22 protein-coding genes and 1 tRNA gene are annotated in these 22112 nt (G+C 67.3%); 10 read left to right on the top strand and 13 right to left on the bottom strand.

From position 1 onward, the window contains the following. Positions 1-64 precede the first annotated feature (64 nt). Genes Ari01nite_RS42180 through Ari01nite_RS42170 form a run of 3 tightly spaced genes read left to right on the top strand, consistent with a single transcriptional unit; the run spans position 65 to position 3112 of the window. A complete protein-coding gene (locus Ari01nite_RS42180) occupies positions 65-1696 on the top strand; it encodes a CPBP family intramembrane glutamic endopeptidase (RefSeq protein ID WP_203789339.1) in 1632 nt (543 codons plus the stop codon). Further along, positions 1689-2321: a hypothetical protein gene (locus Ari01nite_RS42175; protein WP_203789337.1), complete on the top strand. Its 633-nt coding sequence runs from the start codon at positions 1689-1691 to the stop codon at positions 2319-2321. The genes Ari01nite_RS42180 and Ari01nite_RS42175 overlap by 8 nt, the downstream gene beginning before the upstream one ends. Next, entirely contained in the window at positions 2318-3112 is a 795-nt protein-coding gene (locus Ari01nite_RS42170; RefSeq protein WP_203789335.1) for a CPBP family intramembrane glutamic endopeptidase, read from the top strand. Before Ari01nite_RS42175 ends, Ari01nite_RS42170 begins: the two co-directional genes overlap by 4 nt. 59 nt (positions 3113-3171) lie before the next feature. Here Ari01nite_RS42170 and Ari01nite_RS51525 read toward each other — a convergent pair whose 3' ends face one another. The 8 genes from Ari01nite_RS51525 to Ari01nite_RS42130 form a co-directional block, all read right to left on the bottom strand. Continuing rightward, positions 3172-3441, bottom strand: a complete 270-nt coding sequence (locus Ari01nite_RS51525) for an RICIN domain-containing protein (protein ID WP_369076782.1) — start codon at positions 3439-3441, stop codon at positions 3172-3174. A gap of 277 nt (positions 3442-3718) precedes the next feature. Next, entirely contained in the window at positions 3719-4237 is a 519-nt protein-coding gene (locus tag Ari01nite_RS42160; RefSeq protein ID WP_239163484.1) for a TrmH family RNA methyltransferase, read from the bottom strand. 93 nt (positions 4238-4330) lie between these two features. Further along, positions 4331-4765, bottom strand: a complete 435-nt coding sequence (locus tag Ari01nite_RS42155; RefSeq protein WP_239163483.1) for a cellulose binding domain-containing protein — start codon at positions 4763-4765, stop codon at positions 4331-4333. Positions 4766-4768: 3 nt separating this feature from the next. Further along, the gene (locus tag Ari01nite_RS42150) at positions 4769-5818 is read right to left on the bottom strand and encodes a hypothetical protein (RefSeq protein WP_203789333.1); all 1050 of its coding nucleotides are present in this window, start codon (positions 5816-5818) and stop codon (positions 4769-4771) included. Then, complete coding sequence (locus Ari01nite_RS42145; protein WP_203789331.1) at positions 5805-6434, bottom strand: hypothetical protein; 630 nt, start codon at positions 6432-6434, stop codon at positions 5805-5807. The genes Ari01nite_RS42150 and Ari01nite_RS42145 overlap by 14 nt, the downstream gene beginning before the upstream one ends. Before the next feature lie 106 nt (positions 6435-6540). Continuing rightward, complete coding sequence (locus Ari01nite_RS42140) at positions 6541-6852, bottom strand: hypothetical protein (protein WP_203789329.1); 312 nt, start codon at positions 6850-6852, stop codon at positions 6541-6543. A gap of 442 nt (positions 6853-7294) precedes the next feature. Continuing rightward, positions 7295-7555, bottom strand: coding sequence for a transposase (locus Ari01nite_RS42135; protein ID WP_203789327.1), 261 nt, complete (start codon positions 7553-7555; stop codon positions 7295-7297). Positions 7556-7818: 263 nt separating this feature from the next. Then, entirely contained in the window at positions 7819-8508 is a 690-nt protein-coding gene (locus Ari01nite_RS42130; RefSeq protein WP_203789325.1) for an enoyl-CoA hydratase/isomerase family protein, read from the bottom strand. A 107-nt stretch (positions 8509-8615) separates the two neighbouring features. Between Ari01nite_RS42130 and cmk the strand changes: the two genes are divergently transcribed. The 3 genes from cmk (at position 8616) to Ari01nite_RS42115 (ending at position 10801) form a co-directional block, all read left to right on the top strand. Then, positions 8616-9296, top strand: coding sequence for a (d)CMP kinase (cmk, locus tag Ari01nite_RS42125; protein ID WP_239163482.1), 681 nt, complete (start codon positions 8616-8618; stop codon positions 9294-9296). 2 nt (positions 9297-9298) lie between these two features. Further along, on the top strand, positions 9299-10678 hold the full coding sequence (gene der, locus Ari01nite_RS42120) for a ribosome biogenesis GTPase Der (protein ID WP_203789383.1): 1380 nt from the start codon (positions 9299-9301) through the stop codon (positions 10676-10678). Positions 10679-10727: 49 nt separating this feature from the next. Beyond that, positions 10728-10801: transfer RNA gene (locus tag Ari01nite_RS42115), tRNA-Pro, on the top strand. A 643-nt stretch (positions 10802-11444) separates the two neighbouring features. Here Ari01nite_RS42115 and Ari01nite_RS42110 read toward each other — a convergent pair. After that, positions 11445-12557 (bottom strand): hypothetical protein, encoded by a 1113-nt coding sequence (locus Ari01nite_RS42110; protein ID WP_203789321.1) that lies wholly within the window; start codon positions 12555-12557, stop codon positions 11445-11447. A gap of 166 nt (positions 12558-12723) precedes the next feature. Here Ari01nite_RS42110 and Ari01nite_RS42105 point away from each other — a divergent pair, with 166 nt between their 5' ends. Then, the gene (locus Ari01nite_RS42105) at positions 12724-13539 is read left to right on the top strand and encodes a hypothetical protein (RefSeq protein WP_203789319.1); all 816 of its coding nucleotides are present in this window, start codon (positions 12724-12726) and stop codon (positions 13537-13539) included. A 211-nt stretch (positions 13540-13750) separates the two neighbouring features. Further along, positions 13751-15817, top strand: coding sequence for a GmrSD restriction endonuclease domain-containing protein (locus Ari01nite_RS42100; protein ID WP_203789317.1), 2067 nt, complete (start codon positions 13751-13753; stop codon positions 15815-15817). Positions 15818-16016: 199 nt separating this feature from the next. Here Ari01nite_RS42100 and Ari01nite_RS42095 read toward each other — a convergent pair whose 3' ends face one another. Beyond that, positions 16017-16604, bottom strand: a complete 588-nt coding sequence (locus tag Ari01nite_RS42095; RefSeq protein ID WP_203789315.1) for a DUF6082 family protein — start codon at positions 16602-16604, stop codon at positions 16017-16019. A gap of 554 nt (positions 16605-17158) precedes the next feature. On the opposite strand from Ari01nite_RS42095, the gene Ari01nite_RS42090 reads away from it, so the two are divergent. Next, positions 17159-17806, top strand: a complete 648-nt coding sequence (locus Ari01nite_RS42090; RefSeq protein ID WP_239163480.1) for a hypothetical protein — start codon at positions 17159-17161, stop codon at positions 17804-17806. 695 nt (positions 17807-18501) lie between these two features. Here the strand turns inward: Ari01nite_RS42090 and Ari01nite_RS42085 are convergent. After that, positions 18502-19446, bottom strand: a complete 945-nt coding sequence (locus Ari01nite_RS42085) for an IS110 family transposase (protein ID WP_203789313.1) — start codon at positions 19444-19446, stop codon at positions 18502-18504. A gap of 552 nt (positions 19447-19998) precedes the next feature. Between Ari01nite_RS42085 and Ari01nite_RS42080 the strand changes: the two genes are divergently transcribed. Continuing rightward, on the top strand, positions 19999-20250 hold the full coding sequence (locus Ari01nite_RS42080; RefSeq protein ID WP_203789311.1) for a hypothetical protein: 252 nt from the start codon (positions 19999-20001) through the stop codon (positions 20248-20250). On the opposite strand, the gene Ari01nite_RS42075 is transcribed toward Ari01nite_RS42080, so the two are convergent. Both Ari01nite_RS42075 and scpB read right to left on the bottom strand, forming a co-directional pair. After that, a complete protein-coding gene (locus Ari01nite_RS42075) occupies positions 20233-20988 on the bottom strand; it encodes a pseudouridine synthase (protein WP_203789309.1) in 756 nt (251 codons plus the stop codon). The genes Ari01nite_RS42080 and Ari01nite_RS42075 overlap by 18 nt on opposite strands. After that, on the bottom strand, positions 20975-21970 hold the full coding sequence (gene scpB / locus Ari01nite_RS42070) for an SMC-Scp complex subunit ScpB (RefSeq protein WP_307837822.1): 996 nt from the start codon (positions 21968-21970) through the stop codon (positions 20975-20977). Before scpB ends, Ari01nite_RS42075 begins: the two co-directional genes overlap by 14 nt. Positions 21971-22112: the final 142 nt, after the last annotated feature.

Genomic DNA, 22112 nt, shown 5'->3' with positions numbered 1-22112 from the left:
GAGTCTTCCATTTCTGCAAGCGACGTTCAAAGGTGCGGCAAGCCCGACCGGTGAGCCTGCAGCCATGCAAACGTCGATGAAGCAGGTCGTGGCGCGCCATCCGATCACCGCCCTGGTGGTCATCGTCTTCTCGATCGCCTATCCGGCGATGTTCCTCGTGGCCCTCGCGACGCACCGGGTGATCCCCGGCGGAGACCTGATCGAACGCCTCCCGTTCGCTCCCGACGAGTTGGCCGGGCTGCTGCTGACCGCGTTCGCCCTGCTGCCGGCCGCCGTCTTCGTAACCTGGGCGGCCGACGGCCGGGCCGGCGTGCGGCAGCTCTTCCGCCGGGCCGTGCGATGGCGCTTCCCGCTGCGCTACTGGCTGCTCGCCCTGACCGCGATACCCGTGCTGACCGTCGCCGCGGGGCTGCTGCTCGGCGACACGTGGCGGCCGGACGACCCGGTGCGACTCATCCCGGTGCAGCTCGGGCAACTGCTGATCAACCTGCTGCTGGTGAACCTGTGGGAGGAAACGGCGTGGGCCGGGGTCGTGCAGACCCGGCTCGAGCAGCGGCACAGCGCCGTGGTCGCCGGGCTGATCACCGCCGTTCCGTTCGGGCTGGTGCACTGGCCGCTGGCCTTCATCGGCGACTTCACGCTCACCTCGGTGCTGGTTGCGCTGCCGGCCTACGTCCTGCTCGGGACCCTCGTACGGCCGCTGGGCGGACTGGTGATGCGGGGCGCCGGGGGCAGCGTGCTCGCGTTCGCGCTGCTGCACACCGTCTTCAACCGAACCAACAACCCGAACGGCATCGTCGCCGCGGTGCTTCACGGCAGCGCGTACCAGATCGGGATTTTGACTGTGCTTTTGCTCCTCACGGTCACCGTGGCCCTGGCACAGCGCGACGTCATCGCCTTCATCCGCCGGCACCCGCACGCTTTCTTTCTGATCGTCTTCAGCACGCTCGGGCAGGCCGCGGCTTTCGTGCCGGTGATCGCGCACCGGGTCTACGGCGCCGACTGGAACATCGAGCTGTATCTGATCCTGCCGACCCTGCTGTTCCTGCTGCTGCCGGCGCTCGTCATCACCCGGATCGCCCGGGGCGCCGACGGCCTCCGCGAACTGGCCCGGTCGATGGTCCGGTTCCGCGTCCACCCCGCCTGGTATCTCCTGCCGTTGGTCGCCGTGCCGGCACTCACCCTGCTCACCGCCCTGCCGGCGCCGTCCGGCGTGACCGCCGCCGAGGCCGCGACCGCCTACGTCACCGTGTTCCTGCCGGCGCTGGCCTTCCAGTTCCTCACCACGAACCTGTGGGAGGAGACGGTCTGGACGGGCTTCTTCCAAGGGCCGCTGCAGGACCGGTTCGGACCGTGGCGGGCGGTCCTGCTGACCACGCCGTTCTTCGCTCTCCAGCACCTCTCGCTGGTCTTCGGCGGCACGTTCGGTCAGGGGCTGGCCCAGTTCGGCCTGATCCTGGTCGCCGCCTTCTTCACCCGGGTGCTGCTCGGCTGGATCTACCAGCGCACCCGCAGCGTCGCGCTGGCCGGGCTCGTCCACGCCGCCGCCAACGCCGCCGGCATCGCCCTCGTCCCCCAGCTGTTCCGTCAGCCCGGCGGCGGCGGAACGGCCCTGCTCCTGCTCGGACTCGTCGTCATCCTCACCACCCTGGCCGCGTCGGCGGTCACCACCCGGAAAGGACTTCGCCATGCGTGATCGCACCGCTGTCACCCTCGGCCTGACCACCCTGCCGCTCTACGCACTGCTCCTCGTGGCCGGCACCCTCACCCCGCAGCCCGACCAGGTCACCGACCCCGAGAGCTGGGCCCGGTTCGTCAGCACCGACTCCTACCTGATCAAACACATCGCCACGAACGTCGTCGGATCAGTACTCGTCGTACTCGGCACCTTCGCCCTCGGCGCGGCCATCAGACAGCGGGCGGCCATCGTCGGCATGGCGCTGTCGGTGACCGGCCACGTGCTGTTCACCGTCCCCGGAGTGATTTCCACATTTGCCACGCCGCCGATCGGCCAGGCCTATCTGCGCGGCAACCGGGAGGTCATGACGATGGAGTTCGCCGACGCGATGACCGTCATCACGCTGCTCGCGGTGCTGCTGGTGGTCGGCGGAAGCATCGTCCTCGGCGTCGCCGTCGCGCGGTCCGGGGTGTTCGCCCGGTGGGCCGGGGTCCTCTGGGCCGCCGCCGCGGTGGTCTTCTATCTGCTCGGCGCCGCCCTCGGCATGGCCACCACCGGCGCGAGCCTGGTCACCCAGCCGGTCGGCGCGGGCCTGCTGGCCGTCGCCGGCGGGGCCATGGTGTGGCGGGCGGCCCGGTCATGACCGCCTTCTACTTCGTCCTGGCCTTCCTGCTGTCCTGGCTGCCCTGGCCGCTGATCCTGCTCAACCCCGCCAGCAGCCCCATGGTGCCGTTCGGCCCGCTGCTCGCGGCCGCCGTCGTGGCCGCGCTGACCCACACCTCGAGGCAGCTGTACGCCCAACTGGGCCGCTGGCGGGCACCGGCGCGCTGGTATCTGGCAGCCGTGCTGGTCCCGCTGGCTGTCCTCGGGCTGGCGGCGGCGCTGGCCGTCGCGGCCGGCGCCTCGCCGGTGGCCGCCGTCACCGCCCGGCCCGACTGGGTGCAGGTCGCCGCCGCGTTCGGGTCCACGGTCGTGCTGGTGGGTCTGTTCGAGGAGGTCGGCTGGCGCGGCTTCGCCCTGCCCCGGCTGCAGCAACGCATGACCAGGCTGCCCGCGGCGCTGCTGCTCGGCGCGGTCTGGGCGGTGTGGCACCTGCCGCTGCTCGTCTCCGAACCGACCCGGCAGCGCCCCGTGGTGCAGTTCCTCATCCTGGTCGTCGCCCAGGCGGTGTTCCTGAGCCGGCTCTACAACGCCAGCACGGCCGGTCTGCCCCTGGTGATCCTCAGCCACGCCGTCATCGACACGTCCGCCCAGTTCGTGCTGCCGCTGTTCGCCGGCTCGGGGTATCAGCTCGTCTGGTGGGCGCTGGCCGGGCTCTGGACGGTGGTGGCGGGCCTTGGCGAGTTCCTGCCGTCCGAGCGGTTCCGGGCTCACCCTGGCCCCGTCCTTCAGCGGAAAGGCGTGCCCTCGCCTGCCCGGGAGGTTGGGCCATGAGTCCCCAGAGCTCAGGCGGGGACCAGGTTCCATTGCAGGTTGGTGCCGTTGGTCCAGGGCTATTGTTTGGCCGCGGCGCCGGAGGTGGTGGCGCCGCCGCCGTCGACGGCCATGCCGTTGGCATGGTTGATGATCTGGTGGTAGCCGCCGCCGACGTCGACGACGAAACGCCATTGGAGGTTGGGGCTGGGATCCCAGGTCCATTGATTGACGGGGCTGCCGCCGGTGGTGCTGCCGCCGCTGTCAAGCAGCAGGCCGGAGGTGACATTCTGCAGCCGGTAGCTGGTGCCGGGGGTGGGCCCGCCGGTCGAAGAGCCGACGGCGGGGATGGTGCCGGGTAGTTCGACCTTGGCCAGGGTTGCCGAGGTTGATCCGGCCGGCGGCCAGGGTGGTGCGGGTGGCGGTCGGCAGGCGACGGCGAGTTCCTGGTCGCCCTGGCCGCCGGCCCGCGCTCAGCCGACCGCCGCTGCGGGTGAGCCGCTGAGCCGCTGACATTCGCCGCAGGCCCGCAATCGCGCCGCTGCGGGCCGGTGACTCGCGCCGGGACGATGCACGCCGCTCCTTGGGGATGGACTTCGGCAACCACACACTCGGCGCGTCTCAAGGTCACAGCAGGCCGGCGAGTTTGTACAGCACCAACGAGCCGGCGACCGCGACATTGAGGCTCATCCCGGTGCCGATCATCGGGATCTCCACGGCGCCGTCGAGCAGGTCGAGCGCCTCCGGTGGGATGCCGCTCGCCTCATGCCCGAGCACCATCACGGTCCGGCGCCGGGCAACCGGCAGGTCGGCGAGCCGGACGGCCTCGTCGGCGAGTTCCACCCCGAGGATGCACGCGCCCGCCGCACGCTCCGCGGCGAGCCACCGCAGCGGATCGCCGATCCGGTGCACGCAGGTAGGTTTGCGCAGCGTGTCGCCACGGGCGAGGGCCTCGTCCACCCACCGCAAGGACGGCGCCGCGAGGCAGGCGCCGACCGCGTCGCAGGTGCGCAGCAGGGTGCCGAGGTTGGCGTCGTGCATCGGCCAGAGCGGCGCCGCGACGAGATGCCCCCAGCAGCGGTGGCCGCGCGGACGGCGGGCCGACCGGATCTCCCGCGCCGTGCGGGTGCGGATGGCGGGGCTCACCGGACGTGGGTGGATACGCTCCACATTTCGAGGATCATGCGAGACGTGCTTCTCGGCGCACGCGGGCCATCGACGGCAAAGCTAGCGGCGCCATCATACCGCGTCCGCCAGACGTCGAAAGCCGTCCAGGGCACCGGCCTGCCGTGCTACGGCGAGGTCACTGTCAGGGCAGGGGTAGAAGGCGAGCCCGAACGCGATGAAGCCGAAGGTGGTCGAGGCGTTGGCGGCCAGCGAACCGTTGTACGAGGCGTTCCGCACGGTGACTGCCGAGCCGTTGACGCTCAAGGTGCCGTTCCAGACCTGGCCGATGGTCTGGCCGCTGGCCAGGGTCCACCCGATGGCCCAGCCGTTGATCGGCGAGCTACCCGCCGACACGGTCACCTCGCCCTGGAACCCACCGGGCCAGGTGCTGGTGGTCCGGTAGCCGGCGCTGGCCGATCCGCCGGGCGCCGGCGTCGCCGGGGGCGGCGTGGTCACCGGCGGGTCGTCGGACTCGTGGTCGGGTCGGCGCCCGGGACGAACTCCCATCCGTCAGACCGGTTTGCCCTCCGCCAGACGGGCCGCCTCGCGACGTTCCTCCAGGGCGTTGTACCAGTTCTCGCCGGCGGGCCCGCACTCGTCCCGGATGGTGTGCTTGAGGTCGGCCGTCCGCGCGTTGAGGCGCTGAACCAGGGAGAGGTGGTAATCGGTCGCCGCACCCAGCCGGGCCGCCCGGTCGGCGAGCCCGCCCGCGTCGGCCCGCAGCCGCGCGTACTCGGCTCGGCTCTTGGGGTGCACCACGCGGATCACCACGCCCGTCGGCTGCCAGGCCGACCGGTGCACCACGCGGATCGTCTGCACCATGACGCGGTGCGAATCCTGCACCGAGCGGTAGACGCCGTGCACGCTGTCGGCACACCCGTACGACTCGTGGTGCATCGTCCTCAGCGTGGCGAAGTCGCGGCGGCTGTGCGCGGCGCTCAGCTTGCGGTCCACGGCGGCGACCATGCGTTCCATCCGGGCGTTTTCCGCGTTGATCCGTTTCAGCGCCTTCTCGGCCTGGTGGATCTGGGCGCGTACGACCTCCACGGTGATCGGCGGGACGTACGGCCGATCCCAGAGGCGGATCACGATCAGCACGGCGACTGTCGCCACCGCCACGCCACCGGCCAGCGGAGCGATTTCGCGCACCGCCTGTTCGCCACGCGCACCCGGATGCTCGGGCAGATGCCGGTACGCCGCGGCGGACGTTGCCACCACCAGCGCGGCCATCCGGGTCAGGTATCCGGTGACGCGGCCCGGACGGCAGGCGCGCGGATTGCGTACCCGCTTAGCCGGGCTCGGCCGGCCGCGGGGACGGGGTGCGCGCAACCGTCCCGCGGCGGGACTGGCCCAGCGCACGAGGAGGAAGGCGACCAGCGGCGTGATGCCGAGGATGCAGAGCCACGCCGTGCGGTATTCGGCGAACTGCGCGGGATCCCGCCGGTGGAGATAGGGGACGAGAACGGGTGCGGCCAGCGACAGGAGCGGAATGCCGATGGCGTAGCCGATCCAGCAGGGAGAAGTGAGGGTGAGCAGGCAACCGGACCTACGACCGGCCACGGCGCCCGCCACCGCCACCGTTCGCCCGGCCGCCCGGGGCGGCGCCCTGGCCCGGATTCTGGGGTGGCCGGCCTCGCCGCGGCTGACTCGCGGTTCCCGCACGGCGCGGGGACGGCGCGACGGGACGCACCGGCGGGCCGCCGTCCCGGCCGTTGAGCACCCGGTCGATGCCGCTCAGCACCTGGTTGCCCTGCTGGTCGTGGTGGCTGAGCAGGTCGTCGCTGAAGCCCCGGATCAGCGCCGCGTACACCTGCGCCTCCTCAACGGTCGTCCGGGGCCGCGCCAGCGCCGCCTGCATGTTGCGGATGCACCGCCGGAGCTGTTCCGCGGTCCGTTCGATGCCGCCGGCCTGCTGGCGCAGCTGACGTAGCGACGCGGCCGATTCCTGGCGCCTGTTCGCCAGTTTGGTCAGCACCACCTCGGTCTCCGCGTCGATCCGCCGGCCCGCTACTTCCAGCTCCTTCAACGCCACTGCGCAGGCCGTGGACTCCGCGATCACCTTGCCGATCGCCCCCAGTGGATTCAGCGACTCGGTGACCCGGGCCACTGCCTCGCCGAACGTCACCCGGCCGTCCGTCACGCCCACGAACGGCTTCATTGCGCGCGGTTTTGTCACGCTGTGGAGATTAGACAGACGCGATGCCTGACTCCCACCGTTCGTCCGGTTCCGGAAATTCGTACGTACGGCTGACACCCGGCCGGGGTCCGTTTACGTATCGCTTTCAACGGACCAGAAGGGCGACCGTGCCCAGGACGGCGACGAGCATCAGACCGGCGGCCACCCCGCCCAGCAGCAGCGCCGCGCCCGCGCCCGACCGCGTCCTGGGTGCAGTCCAGTACTGCCGCCCGGCCTGCGGTTTCGGCTCGTTTCTGACGGCGGCGAAGGTGACCACCGCGAAAGTCAGACTGAAGACACCGGCGATGGCGTCGGCGGCCTGTAGTCCGTCATTCCCCCAGCCCACCACGGCGAACACGAGAGCGAGCACGGTGACGGCGAGGCTGCCCACGACGAAGGCTCCACGGCTGCGTGTCATGGCCCGGATTTCTACCGCTTCCGGCCTGCTTTGTCAGCCACCCGTCACTCGGGAGTCACCGGCGCCGTCCAGGTTCATGCCCAGGTCTGCTTGTCGACCAGCTACGCGGCCAGTTGCTGTCCACGGCCCGCGGCGTCAAAGGCACTCGGGCGTTGGCCTCGCGCTGTGCGCCTGGCTCGGGGGGCGCCGCGTTGCTACTACGACCACGGCGTACGACGCCCGTCGAGTTCGGCGCTTGCCAACGCCGACCTACGCCTGACGCGGACCACCAAGGTGGGCAGTACGACAGGACGCAGCCCCCGACGACCTTCGGCACACCGATCTCCCTCAGCAGGATCCGCGACAAAGCTCAAGCCGACGGACGGCTGAGCCCAGCACGCCGACGAAATTGAAGCCCCGTAAGCGGGCCGCATTGTCGATCATCGCTATGTGGATCGTGGCTTCAGGGCTGCCCGGAGCCGTAAGGATGCTCGGCCGGGTTGGACAGCCGGAAGCGGCACAGTAGTACTACACCGTGGTGTGTCCAAGCAATTCCGGTCCGGTTGACGTAAATGGCGTTGAGCGCCTCCCGGACGTCGGTGCGGGCCGGCTCGCCGGTGGGCCGCCGGTCGAGGCGGGCCTGCTGCCAGGCATGCAGGGTCGGCCCGATCAGCGCCCAGCGGCTATCGGAGATGTCGGTCAGGTTGGCGCGGCGAGCGATCACGGGAGATCCACTGCGGACGGGTGGGCCGTCATCGCAGGCGGCGATTCAGGGTCAGGCCCACGTCAGACGGAATCCGCAGCGCATATCACAATGAAACAGGCGCCACTCAGCTCACCAGCGCGGGGTCATATAGCCATCCAAGGCCTGAATGGAGCGACGCACCTCGCCGAGGAACCCAGGCCGGTCGGTCAGGTGATGCAGCACCAGCGCGCAGACGACTTGACGGCGTCAATGTTGATTCGGGCGTCAATGTGTACCGCTGTTTACTGCGTGAGCCGGCTATCCGGCGCGTTCTCGCTCTCGGCTCTCAATGCGGTCAACACCTGCGCGTACATTCTTGTTTTGATCGTCTCGAGGGCCGGCCCTGCCTTTGACGCGTGCGACTGGGCCAATGCGGTCGCCGTCTCCCGCACCTCCGGCTCGGGCACGGCCCGGTCGACGATCTGGCGGGCGTACGCCTCCTCGCCGCCGAAACGCCTCGCCGTGACCATTGCCTCGTGGGCGGTCTGCGGCGTCAGCCGCGACTGGATGAGTGCGCTCATGCCCACCGAGAACGGGATGTTGATGTCGGCCTCGGGCAGGCACCAGTAACCGCGGTCGGCACGCATGACACGCAGGTCGTGGGCCAACGAGAGCATCGCGCCGGCGGCGAACGTGTGGCCCTGCAGCGCGGCGACCGTGATCAGCGGCAGGCTCAGCACGCGGGCTAGCAGGTTGTGCACCTGTGACGTGTACGCGGTGAACTGTTCCGGATGTTCGAAGAGCCACTCCAGATCCAGGCCGTTCGACCAGATCTTGCCGCTCGCGGTGGTGACCAGGGCGCGGGCCTCGTCGCCCTTCTCGACCTCGTCCAGGGCGCTGTTGACGGCGGTCATCCAGTCGGGGTGGAAGCGGTTGTCGGTGTCGCCGAGGTCGAGGATGAAGACGCTGTCCTGGCGGTCGAGGGTGGGCATGACGGCTCCCTTCCGGTTACTCGTGAGTAACATACCCTAGTTCGTCGTTCGCCGCGGCTACGGGCACAATGGGAAGGTCGGTCTGCCGGGAAAACGTGGGAGGAACGGTGGCGGAAGAAGTACGGCCGGAGCGGTGTGTGGTGGCCGTCGACGGGCCCTCGGGCTCGGGCAAGTCCACCGTTTCCCGGCGTCTCGCTACCGTGGTCGACGGGGTCTACCTCGACACCGGTGCCATGTACCGGGCGGTGACCTGGGCGGTGTTGCAGGGCGGCGCCGACCTCACCGATCCGGATGCGATCACGAAAATCGCCCTCGAGACCGAATTGTCCATCGGCACCGACCCACTGGCCCCGCACTTCGCCGCCAACGGTGTCCCGGTCGACGGCCCCATCCGTGGCGCCGAAGTCACCGCCGCCGTGTCGGCCGTCGCAGCCGTGCCCGCCGTACGCAAGCATCTTGTGATTTTGCAGCAAGCGATCATCGGAGCCCACCCACGCATCGTCGTCGAGGGCCGGGACATCGCCTCGGTCGTCGCGCCCGACGCCGACCTCAAGGTCTACCTGACCGCCTCGGCCGCCGCCCGCGCACAGCGGCGCAGCGCCGAGGACGCCACCGATGTCGTCGCGACCCGGGCTGACCTGGCCCGACGCGACCACCTCGACTCATCGCGCGCCGCCGACCCGCTGCGCCAGGCCTCCGACGCCGTCGAGGTCGACACCACCGGCATGGGCATCGACGAGGTCGTCGCGTACCTCTTGAAGCTTCTCAACAGCAAGGTAAATAAGTGAGTTTGGAAGTCGTGGAGGAAGCCGTCGAGCCCGAGTCCGTCGGTCCCGTCCCGGTGGTGGCCGTCGTAGGCCGCCCGAATGTGGGCAAGTCGACCCTGGTCAACCGCATCATCGGCCGCCGCCAGGCCGTCGTCGAGGACGTGCCCGGCGTGACCCGCGACCGCGTGCCCTACGACGCGCAGTGGAACGGTCGCAGGTTCACCGTGGTCGACACCGGCGGCTGGGAACCGGACGCCCGCGACCGCGCCGCCGCGATCGCCAACCAGGCCGAGATCGCGGTACAGACCGCCGACGTGGTCGTCTTCGTGGTCGACGTCACGGTCGGCGCGACGGATGTCGACGAGGCCGCCGTCCGGATGCTGCGGCGTTCGCACAAACCGGTGATCCTGGTCGCCAACAAGGCCGACAACCAGAACCTCGAGCTCGAAGCCGTGTCGCTCTGGCAGCTGGGTCTGGGCGAGCCGCATCCGATCTCGGCGCTGCACGGCCGTGGCTCCGGCGACCTGCTCGACGACATCCTGTCCGCCCTGCCGTCCCCGCCCCCGATCATCGAGGACGGCCCGCGCGGCCCGCGCCGGGTAGCCCTGGTCGGCCGCCCCAACGTCGGCAAGTCGTCCCTGCTCAACCGCGTCTCCAAGGAGGAGCGCGCGGTGGTCGACTCGGTAGCCGGCACCACCGTCGACCCGGTCGACAGCCTGGTCGAGATGGACGGCGAACTCTGGCAGTTCGTCGACACGGCCGGCCTGCGCAAACGCGTCAACCAGGCAAGCGGCACCGAGTACTACGCGTCCCTGCGCACGGCCGGAGCGGTGGAGGCGGCCGAGGTCGCGGTAGTGCTGCTGGACGCCGGCGAGGTGATCAGCGAGCAGGACCAGCGCGTGTTGTCCCAGGTGGTCGAGGCCGGCCGCGCCCTGGTGATCGCCTTCAACAAATGGGACCTGGTAGACGCCGACCGCCGGTTCTACTTGGACAAAGAGATCGACCGCGAACTAAAGCGCATCCCCTGGGCCGTCCGCGTCAACATCTCGGCGAAGACCGGCCGCGCCGTCGACAAGCTGGCACCGGCCCTCCGTCGTGCCCTGGAGTCGTGGGAGCAGCGGGTCCCGACGGGCGCCCTAAACCAGTGGCTAACTGCATTAACCCAAGCAACACCCCATCCCGTACGAGGCGGCCGCGCGCCCCGCATCCTGTTCGCGACCCAGGCCGGGGTGGCGCCGCCCCGGTTCGTGCTGTTCACAACCGGCCCGCTGGACGCCGGGTACCTACGGTTCATCGAGCGCAAATTGCGCGAAGAGTTCGGATTTGAGGGCTCCCCGATCGAGCTGTCCGTGAAGCCACGAAAGAAGACCGGGCCGGGGGGTCGCGGGAAGGCGCACGGCTGAGGTTGCTAAGGTGTACTGGTTGCCGCGCGGGGTTGAGCCCGGGTGGCGGCGGGCTGTAGCGCAGCTTGGTAGCGCACTTGACTGGGGGTCAAGGGGTCGCAGGTTCAAATCCTGTCAGCCCGACAGTGTGAAAGGCCAGCTTGGCTGGCCTTTTTCATTTCCTGTCGTGAATGGTTTCGGATCACGACGACACCCTTTTTGCCCGAACGCGCGTACGGTTTTGCGTGCTGGTGTTGATCGCGTTCGTTCGGCTGGCCGGTGGGGGAGTGTGGCACCGGGTCTCCGGGGGAGTGCGGCGCTTCGCGTGGTGGCCTTCTTTCCTCGATCTGGCAGATCTTCGCTGTGGGCTGCGATCTGAAGTGTCGTGGTTGCTCGATGTCTACTCTGGATGATCACGACACCTCGGTGACACGAACGTCCGTACGGTGATCTTTGGCCGGCTGCCAAAGTTGCAAAGCTACGGATGGGGTCCCGGCGGATGCGGAGGTTGCCTCTCTCGACCCTCGTGCCGGCAGCGCGAACCAGGTCCTGGGCGCGCAGCGGTCGCCTTTGCCGGTTGTCCTCGCCATAGTCTTCATGATCCTGCGGGGTCACGGGGTCGCGGAAGTGGTCCGCGGTGGTCTCCGGTAGTCCCGGCGACGCGCGACGGCAGTCAGAACGCGCTGGCTACGCAGGGTCACACTGCCGTCTATCTGTGGCGTCCGGATTTGCCGAGATGAGTGCATCGCGGTCGGCGGGCGAGATTCAGCTAATGAACGTCGATGAACTATTTGTTGGTCGATAGAATTTTAGTGACCTCAGCAGGGCGGAGCAGGCGACGAGCCAGTATCGACCGGACCGTACAAAAGACAGCCTCGGGTGCCCAATCGTCGGCCTCAGTCACAATTTTGCGCAGTAGGCGCCGAACGTCGGACTTAGTACGCACAGGTTGGAAGTCGAGGGTGCTTCCAGCTGTCTCGGATCGATCGGGAGCATGCCGCCACGCATCTTGGAGGTCATGTCGGGATAGCGGACTCACGACGTGTCCGAAAGCCTTATGATCACGTAAATCCACCGCGTAGGCAAGACTGTGGAGATAGATCTCGCAAGCGTCTACCGTTACCTCCGGCAAACCCAACTCCTCCCACAGCCCGCGCTTCGCGATTAGGTACGGCGTCGACCGCATCACTCCATCCACGCCTGGGTTGAAATCTCTCAGCGCGGCGTTCTCGCCGACGGCGTTGTACACCTTTCCGCCATGCCAACCACCGCCTTCGCCTATGCTTTGTGTCCGCCTGGTGAGGGCGAGGTAGTCGCCGCCTTCACAGAAAACCGAGAGCCCTACGCTGAAGGGGTTCGGGAATCCGGCGATTGGTTCTCGGCAATTCGGCTCGCCTGCAACCTCGGCGAGAACTCGCTTTTCTTCCGCAGTGCCGGATAGGCGGAGCCGGTGGGTGCAGAGGAAGTCGAAATAGTCATACTCATGCATTCTGCAGGTGACTCGGTGGCTTCGCCCGGCGCGGTCGTCCTCCGGCCGGTCGCTGACCCTGGCTATGCGTAGCTTCGAGATACCGACCTGTCGGCCGTTTTCGTAGCCGTCAGATAACCACTGAGGTGTCCGATCGTCCCGAAATCGCGCTACGTCAGGCCGTCTGATCGTAAATTCTGCGTTCAATTCCAGAAAAATCGAATCATGAGCGAACACCCCGTCTTCTGACCACCCCGCTTGGACGAGCACGAGGGAGTCGAAACGTTCTTCCATTCTTGCGCCTGCGCGTTCAGCAGCTTTGAAGTGTCGGCGCTTTCGCCATCGAGCGAATCGGTCCCGGCTCAGCGGATAGGCAACGTTCTGAAGCACCAGCCCGGCGACTGCCCCCGCCATTACGTCCGACCAGTTCACAGCCGCACCTCCGAACGCTGCGATGCCTCCACCCTACAGAGGCAAGACAAGTCGGAGCGTGATCACTTTTCGTGAGGGCGAAACTCCGAGCCTCGGTGAACCGTTCATTGCCGTGGTCCTCACCGCGTCTCACCGCATTGACGTGGGACGCGGGTTACGTCGCTCCATGGGCCATCAACCGTGCCTAGCCATCCGCAACCACAGGTCAAGCGCCGGCATCCTCTTCTGGCCGCCGATCGGGCACGGCAGCTGGTGGCACGCCGACACGCTCGGTCGTCGATCTGCGGTTCTGGCCAGCTCGGCGGTTGCGCTCGGTGTGCTGGCGTTCCTGGCCGATGCCGTCGATGGCGTGGCCGGGCACATCATGGTCGTGGTGGTCAGTAGTGGCCTTGGCTGGGGGCTGGCGGCGTTGCTGACCGGTCGGGCGGCTACCGGGCGCCGTAGTGCGGTGACCGGTGCGACCGTGTTGCTGGTGGCGGCCACGCTCGTCTACTACCTGCTGATCCTGGTGGTCAGCCGGCGGTGGAGCGGCGGCTATCTGCAGGACGGGTCTTCGGCGGATCAGTACGGGTTGCGTTCGGTGGCGGTCATGACCACGGCCTGGCTGGTGGTGTCGGTGGTCGCGGGGCCGGTGCTGGGGCTGCTCGGCCAGATGAGCAAGACCATGCCGGTGCCGGGGGCGGCTCTGGCGGCGGGTGTCGCGTGCGGATTGTTGGCCAGCGAGGGCTGGCAGGGGATCACCGCGGCACCACCGTGGCGCCTGCTCGTGGCGGTCGTCAGCTCGGACGCCGGATACGTCCGCGGATTCGCCGCCGCACAGCTGGCCGAGGTTCTCGTCCCGTTCGCCGTCCTGGTGTGGCTGGCCACGGTTCATCGCCTTTGGCGTGTTTGGCCCATTCTGCTGAACGCGATGATCCTGACCGCAGCATCCGGTGCACTGTGCTGGCACCTGCTTCGCGCTGCCGCGAATCAACTGGGCTGAACAATCACCCCGGGAGAGCTACACAACGTCACGTCGACTCGCCGCCGCCCTGAGCTCCGCTGGCACGTTGATCTTTCGGAGCCCTGCGGAAGGCCCGGAACCCCTCGTTTGATCGGTTGACATGGTTTGCCGTGGGCCGGTAGCAGTATGGACAGGGCCTCCGCGCCCGCGCGGTTGAGCTGCATCGCCGTGCCGTACCTGGGGAGATTACTTGAAGGCGAATGAGACGACCGTTCGTAACCTGCTGCAGGGCGAGAAGCAGTACGTCGTTCCGCTCTACCAACGTCGCTACAGCTGGAAGCGTCGAGACCTCGCGCAGGTGTGGGCCGATGTGATGCGGGTGGCGGAGGTGGGTGACAACGCCACGCACTTCCTCGGCTCCGTGGTTCTGGCGCCCAGTCCAGCCAACACGCCGACCGGCGTGCAGAGTTGGTTGGTGGTGGACGGCCAGCAGCGGCTGACCACCTTGAGTATCCTTCTGTGCGCGATTCGCGATCACGTCCGCGATTCAGATACGCAGCTGGCCGCCAAGATCGACGATATGTATCTGTTCAACAAGTACGCGTCGGGAATGGAGCGGTACACGCTGCTGCCCACCAAAGCCGACCGGGCGGCGTGGCTGGCGCTTGTGGAACAGGATCCTGGCGCTGGCGGCGAAGATCGCATCGGAGAGGCGTATCGCTTCTTCCGAGCCGCGCTCGTCCAAGCCGACGACCCGGACGACGACCACGACCTGATCCGAATCGAGCAGGCGGTAGCGGCCCGGCTGAGTCTGGTGGAGATCGCCGCGCATCCAGACGACAACGTCCACCGCATCTTCGAGTCTCTCAACTACACCGGCCAGCCGCTCACCCAGGCGGACCTGCTGCGCAACTACCTATTCATGCGACTGCCCGCCCGCGGCGATCACGTTTACGAACGGCATTGGCTGCCGCTTCAGGAACTGCTGACGGACAAGCAGCTTGAAGACCTGGTCTGGTTGGATCTGGTGCTCCGTGGCGACGACCGCGCCACCCAGGAGGCGATCTACCAGTCTCAGCAGCAGCGACTCAGCCAACTTTCCGGCGAGGCCTCGATCGAAGAGTGGATCATCGACCTCCATCACAAGGCCCGACTGCTCCGCAAGATCCTGACGCCGGGTGAGGTGACCGATCCGATCCTGCGGCGGGCGCTCGACCGCCTTGACCGCTGGGGTGCGGCCGTGATCCACCCCATCGCACTCTACGTCCTCCTGGCACACGAGGCCGGTCGCCTCGGCTCCGCCGAGGCCGCTGATGCATTGCGTGTCGTCGAGAGCTACCTCGTCCGTCGAATGATCACCGGAATCGCCAGTGCCAACACTAACCGGATCCTGATGTCACTAGTCAAGGACCTGGGAGAGCAGGTCCCCTCGGCCAAGGCGATAACCCGGGCGCTGTCCGGGGTGCGGAAGAAGTTCCCCACCGACCAGTACATCCGCGAGGCCGTGTTGGTCAACAGCTTCTACTGGCTGGGTCGTGGCCCGCAGCGCAGCTACGTGCTGCGCTGCATCGAGGAGGACTTCGAGCACAAAGAGCCCATCAACTTCGACACTGCAAAGGTCACCATCGAACACGTATTGCCACAGTCCCTGACGGACGACTGGCGAGAAATGCTAGAGCCCGACCTGGAGGACGACGAAACCGTCGAGGAACTGCACAGCTCCCTGGTGCACACCCTCGGGAACCTCAGCCTGACCGCGTACAACCCCAAGCTGGCCAACGACAGCTTCGAGGCGAAGAAGAAGATCCTCCGTGACAGTGGGCTGGCGATGAACCGTGAGATCGCTGATGCGCCGCGTTGGGGACGCACGGAAATCCTCGCCCGCGGCCGAGCCCTCGCCGACCGGATCCTCGTCATCTGGCCGGGCCCCGACGAATCAGCGGCAGCCACCCCGCCCAGCCCACGCTGGTCACTGATGAACCAGGCTCTCGCCAGCATCCCCGCTGGCCGTTGGACCAGCTACTCGGACATCGCCGAAGTCGTCGGCGTGTTCCATCGCGCCGTCGCCGGCCGCCTTGCCAGCGTGAAGGCGCCGAACGCCCACCGCGTGTTGAAGATCGATGGCGCGATCTCGGCCGACTTCCGCTGGCCCGACCCCCAACGCCGCGACGACCCACGGATCGTGCTGGAGGCCGAAGGTGTGCGCTTCGACCATGCCGGCCGTGCGGCAGCGGATCAACGGATGACCGCCAGCGAACTGGCGCGAGAGGTCGGCCTGGACACTAGCGAGGACAGGAACGAGGAGACCCAAGCCTGAAGACTCGCCGGGTATAGGGGCGCCGGCGGCGGAAACCAGGCACCTATCCAGTTACGTTGCTGATAGGGCGTCGCTGCTCACTACTTTGCCGATGTCAGTGCACTCGAGTTGAGTGCGCGACCTTGCCTTCAGCCGGCAATTGAGCCGTAAGTTTGCCGCTTACAGCGATTTCGACGTTCACGGGCAAACTGAACATTAATCAGCTCTCGGTCGTACGTGCAGTCTTCTTGTGGTCACCTCGGGGAATGTTCGGCTGCGAGGGGAAATCAGGGTGTTCTTCCTCCACCATCTTCAGGTAAGGACTGAGGCCCCCGAGTTGCGCTTCAAATATGTCCTTACGAATTGACCATAGATGCCGGGCCGTTTCGCTCTGAAACATTAGGCGGCCTACCTCGCCGCGGACGTCTTCCTCGGTGACATATCCAAGTTCCATGCCATACCGGTGGAAGCTGAGCCAGAGTGTTGAGAAAAAATACTGGCTCACTTCTTCGTCTGAAGCAAAGGGCGTCGTATCAATAATGCATGGACCCAGGCGCCCGGGATCAGCGATGACCATCTTGAGTAGCTCACCCTGAGCCCCGAGCCACGCCGCGACGCGAGCTTGGCGTTCCTGGCGCTCCTGATAGATAAGCGATGCGGCTACGCCGATCAGCGCGATGGCCGATAGAAATGTTGCGATGACATCGAACGATTGTCCGATATTGCCGTAACGAGACAGCTCCTTGTCTGACGCACTACTCAGAAACCCGAATATGGAGCCAATTAGACCTAGCGCGGCCAACACCACTGCGGCGATGGTTATGTACCTCCGCCTACCTTGGCTCCTGGCTGCAATATTCCGATGTTCCGTGCTCGAATCCTTCATCAGCTGCCGCCAAACAAGCTTGACATTTACATCCCATTAGACAACATCGTGTCAAGCCGCCAAAACTAGGTGTAGGGTATCCCCATTCAGGCCGACGCCTGGAACAACTGGATTGGGTGGAAGGCAGCTTTGTTAAAAGCTGAGCTAACAGATGATCACAGACTAATGCATCTATTTGCCGAATTGAGCGCACTTCCGAACGCCTGGTAGCGTACCGCCACCTGGTCAGCCAAATGTTTCGTCCGGCAAATCGCTGACTGTATCCTCGAGGTTTACTGATTTGCCGCGAACCGCCCGCTACGGAGCGTGACGTCCGACGCGACAGCTGGGCTTGCGGACATGCCGTGTTGAGGGCTCGTTCGCGCGACGATGACCGTGCCTGCACGCGAACATGTTGCCTCTATGGATAGATAATCATTGCTGGTCGGCAAGAACAAGACTTGATCTTGATGTCGGGTCGGAGTCACGCTTTTTCCATGCATTGGGACCCCTTCACGACCCTGCAACGCACCCTCTGGATCGGCGGCGGCCAATGGGCCGGCAAGTCCACTGTGGCGGGAATCCTCGCCGCACAGTACGGCCTCATCCATTACCACTACGACTACCACGACGCCCGAGGCCATCTAGACCGCCGGATAGCCCGGCAACTACGCAGCGGCGAAAGCCCCACCGAGCCCGACCCCGAGGACATGTGGGTTCGTTCGACCGTCGAGCAGGCCGTCGACCAGGCCCTCCACCACTTCGTCGAGCGCTTCGAGTACGTCCAGGACGACCTGCGCGCCCTCACGTCACCACACCCGGTCATCGCCGACGGGTGGGGACTGCGCCCAGAACTCGTCGCGCCACTGCTGTCTTCGACACAACGCATGGTCGTCATGGTGCCCGCCGAGGACTTCCGGCAGTACCAGCTCCGGGAACTACCGCGTGCCGGCGCCCTCCGGCAGAACGTCAGCGACCCGCGCCTGGCCCAGCAGAACCGGATCACTCGCGACCGGCTCATCGCCGAAGATGCCGTCCGTAACGCCAAGCGCATGAATATCCGGGTCATCGAGGTGGACGGATCACGTGACGCCCAAGCTATGGCAGACGTCGTAGCGGAACACTTCCGCGAATTCCTGCCATAGGCAGCGAGATCAATCATTGTTTCTGCCGCCGATAGCGCTCGCCGGGCAAGGCCCTGCCTCGGCTCGTTCGGTCGCGGTTGGCGTACGCGTGGCTGGGCGGATGGGGTGCGGTTAACGCGCCCACTGGCGGGATCAACCACCTACGCCCCGGTCACGCCTTCGAGTCGCCTCCTTAGGATCACCTGCGTGTCAGGTATGCCGCCGCAACCGGAGCGAACCCCGCCATGGGGAATCGCGGCCGTCACGGTGCTGCTGATGGGCAGTGCCGCGCTGTGCTGTTTCGGAGGGGCAGCGGTGACAGCTCGTTACGATGGAATCACCAGCGCGCTCAATCCCCTGGCGGCCGGCAGCTGTTGTGCCGGGGTCATTCTGGGTGTCCTCGCGCTTCTAATGTGGCGACTACTGACCCGTCCCGCCGAACAAATCGGCGAGCATGACGGTACTGAATGACCTCCAGCCTGGAAGGAACGACGTCCTCTCATCAGCGTAAGACGTTTTGTGTCAAGCGTTGGCCGGGGTGCCGTGTCCGTCGTCGGTCCCTGCATAGTGGTAATCGGGTTGGTCCCTGCAGCGTGTAACCGGGTTGTGGTGACGACGGGCGGGGCTGCCCATGATGAGAGACGAGGTAACCCGGTGGGTTCCTCAATGCCGCGTGGGGCTCGCCCCGGCCCTGCTTGACGGGCCGCCGGCTGGGTTTAGGCGGCCAGAGGCATCATCGTGGTGGTCCGGGTGCCGTGTGCGGCGATCGCGGGGTCCCAGGCCTTGCCGGTGGTGACGATCGCGTGTAGTTGGCGCAGGATCGCCGCGGCGATGACGGCTTGGGCTTGGGTGGCGGTGAGTTTGTTGTGCTCGCGGGTGGTCAGGTGGGTGAATCGGTCGGCGTAGACGGGGTTGGCGCGTTGGGCTCCCCAGACGGTGCGCCAGGCGGCCAGCCGCAGGCCGGGCCGGCCTTGTCCGGTGAGTTTGGTGCGGCCGATGAACGTGCCGGACAGTTTCTCCCTGGGTGCTAGGCCGGCGTGTTTGACCAGGGCGCCGGCCGGGTCGCACAGCGCGGTGAACATCGCGTGGACGATCCGCAGGCAGGGCCTGATGCCGCCGCGGCGGATGATCTCTCGCCGGACCGCGTTCTCCCACCGGGCCAGACCACGCCGGCGGGTGCGGGCCAGGTCACCGCCGTCGCGGTCGACCACGACGGTGAGCGCGGCGGTCCAGGTCGCCGATCGGAACGGGTGCCGGGCGGTCTGCAGCGCGGCCGGCCAGACGCACTCCAGCAGTGCCCGGATCTGCTGCACCTGCCGGCCAGAGTCCACCAGCAGCTGTGCCCGGCGGGCGCCGAGGTGTCGTAGCCGGCCCCATGTTTCGTCTGTCGGCTCGGGCACGTAGCAGCGCAGCTGAGCGGTCAGCCGGGCGATCAGAACAGCGTCTTTCTCGTCTGTCTTGTCGAAGGTCAGGTCCTCGCTGCGCCGTGCCCACGAGGTCAGCATCGGCTGCACGCAGACGGACGGCATCCGTCGATCGGCGGCCAGCTGGCCCAGCACCCGCCACCGGTGACCCGTCGGCTCACACGCCACCGTCACTCCGGTGAACCCCTTCGCCGCGGCCTGCTTGCCCGCCCAATCCAACGCCGGCCCGAGACTCATGTCGACCGCGAGCAGCTCCCAAAGCCGCAGTGCCTCATCAGCTTCGCGTGGGGCGACCCGTGCCAGAGCGGTGGGTGCGCACTCTCGCCGCCGACCTGCAGAAGGCAGGCGTCGAGGTGATGTCAGACAGAGGCGAGGCACTCCGCCCGGGCGCGACCATCACCGGCCCAGTTACCTGCGGAGGCATGAGGATGGCAAGTGGGGGCCGTGCCCACGTTGGAGGCGGACTCCGTGGCCATGCGGATGTCGGGAGCCGAAGGACAGCGGCGGTCGGTCCTGCACGTGCTGCTGCAGGGCACGTCCTCCGTCTACGCGAAGGGCTCACCGCGTCGGCGACCGACCTGTCATAGCGCCCTTTGGGGTGACCCGCACCACCGGCGTATCGTCCCGCGAGGGAACTGCGAGCCGCAGCCAAGGTGCCGGGGTGCGCACGGCGCCGATGACCGGGATGAGTCCGACGAAGGCACGCTGAGCCACCTCGAGCGTCGCCCCTTGCCGCCCTCAGGATGCCGGCAAAAGTTCGCGGCGGGCCGATCAAGCCGGACGGAGACGATGAAAGCGGCCGGGCTGGGCTTACGACGGCTCTACACGATCACGTTTCCGACGCCGCGGCCCGAGTTCATCGGTCGTGACGACGTGCTGTTCGAGCTGATTCTGGACATGGACGGCACGTTCGGCGGCATGGCGGAGGAGGCCGGGCCCACCTCAACGGTGGCCCGGACCTACCGGCTCGACGAGGCGGCGCGTGCGATCAGCGACTTCGACCGCGAGCACATCGTCGGAAAGTTAGTCGTCCTGATCTGAAGGCTCGTCCCCCACCGCCTTGAACAGCGCGGCGATCTCCGCGTTCGACAAATGCCGGAAGCCGCCCGGCCGCAGGTCACCCAGCCGGATCGGGCCGACCGCGGTGCGGATCAGCCGGGTCACCGGATGCCCGACCTCGGCCATCATGCGCCGGACGATGTGCTTGCGGCCCTCGTGCAGGATGATCTCGACCTGCGCGGTCTTGCCGAGCGCGTCGACCAGCCGGAAGCCGTCCGCCTTGGCCAGGCCGTCCTCGAGTTCGACGCCGGTGAGCAGGCGCCGGCCGACGTTGCGCGGGAGCGGCCCGACCACCTCGGCCAGGTAGGTTTTGCTGATCCCGTAGGACGGATGCATCAGCTTGTGGGTCAGCGCGCCGTCGTTGGTGATCAGCAGCAGGCCCTCGCTGTCGGCGTCCAGCCGTCCGACGTGGAACAGCCGCTGCTCGAACTGCTCCAGAAAGTCGGCCAGTTCGGTGCGCCCCTTCTCGTCGTCGAGGGACGCGACCACGCCGCGCGGCTTGTTCATCGCGATGTAGACGAGCTTGGTGTCGGTGATCACCCGCTGCCCGTCCACGTGGATCTCGGCGGTGGCGGGGTCGACCTTGTCGCCGAGCTTGGCGACCTTGCCGTTCACGGTGACCCGCCGCCGGAAGATCAGGTCTTCGCAGGCGCGGCGGGACCCCACACCGGCGGCGGCCAGCACTTTCTGGAGGCGTTCGGCGGTGTCAGCCTGGGGCATCGAGCACTTCTTCCACGTCGTCGGGCAGGAACGGAGCCAGCGGCGGCAGCTGATCAACCGAGTTGAGCCCGAGCTTCTCCAGGAAAAGTGCGGTGGTCCGGTACAGGTATGCCCCGGTCTCGCCCTCGGTGCCGCACTCCTCAATCAGGCCGCGCGTGACAAGCGTACGCATGACCCCGTCACAGTTCACACCGCGGATGGCCGATATCCGCGACCGGGTAACCGGCTGCTTGTACGCCACCACCGCCAGCGTCTCCAGCGCCGCCTGCGTCAACCGCACAGACTGCCCATCAAGGACAAACCGCTCGACATAGGCCGCATACTCCGGCCGCGTGTACATCCGCCACCCACCCGCGGCCCGCCGCAGGTCAAACCCGTGCCCGGCCGCCGTGTACCGCGCCGAGAGATCCTCCAGCACCGTCCCGACCCGCTCAGTCGGTTGCTCCAAAATCTGCGCGAGCTGCATCTCCGCCACCGGTTCGTCGACCACCAACATGATCGCCTCGAGCGCAGCCGCCAACTCCGCGTCATCCAACAGAGCGGGCAATTCGCCATCACTCTGGTCGGATTTCTCACTCTCCTCAAAAACCGCAGACGTACGCGAGTCCGGGTCCCCAACCGCATCCTCGCCGTCCCGCCTGCGCCGCCCTTGTTCGGGCACCGCCGAGCCGGCCTTCGCCCGTCCCGGCTCCACGATCGATACCGCTTCCGCCGAGGTGGGTGGTTGCGCCGGCGCAGTCTCCGCCACCCCAAGGTCAACCACCTCGCCGTCGGACACATCGTCGTCGGCCGCGGCGTCGAACACGTCTCCCGCGTCGTCCCCATCGACCGGCAGCGGTGCATCCGCCGGCTGCCCGTCGGTCTCGTCGTCGGCTTGCTCGACGGCTTCCTCGATCGCCTCGGGCAGCGGCAGTTCCGGCCCGAGCTCGGCGGCGCTGGGCTCGGGGTCCCGCTCCCCCGCAAACCCGACAGGCGCATCCACCACGGCTGCCTCCGCCGGCAGCGCTTCGGCTTGGTCAGGGTCGGAATCGCCGGCCGAGTCGGGTTCGTCAGCGGCCCCGGGATCGCCGGCCGCATCGGGGTCGTCAGTGGCCTCGGAACCGCCAGCCGCATCGGGACCGCCG

This window comes from Paractinoplanes rishiriensis, from assembly GCF_016862375.1.
In the GTDB taxonomy this organism is placed as follows: domain Bacteria; phylum Actinomycetota; class Actinomycetes; order Mycobacteriales; family Micromonosporaceae; genus Actinoplanes; species Actinoplanes rishiriensis.
Note: the sequence above shows the minus strand (reverse complement) of the source record. Positions and strands in the feature narration are given on the sequence as shown.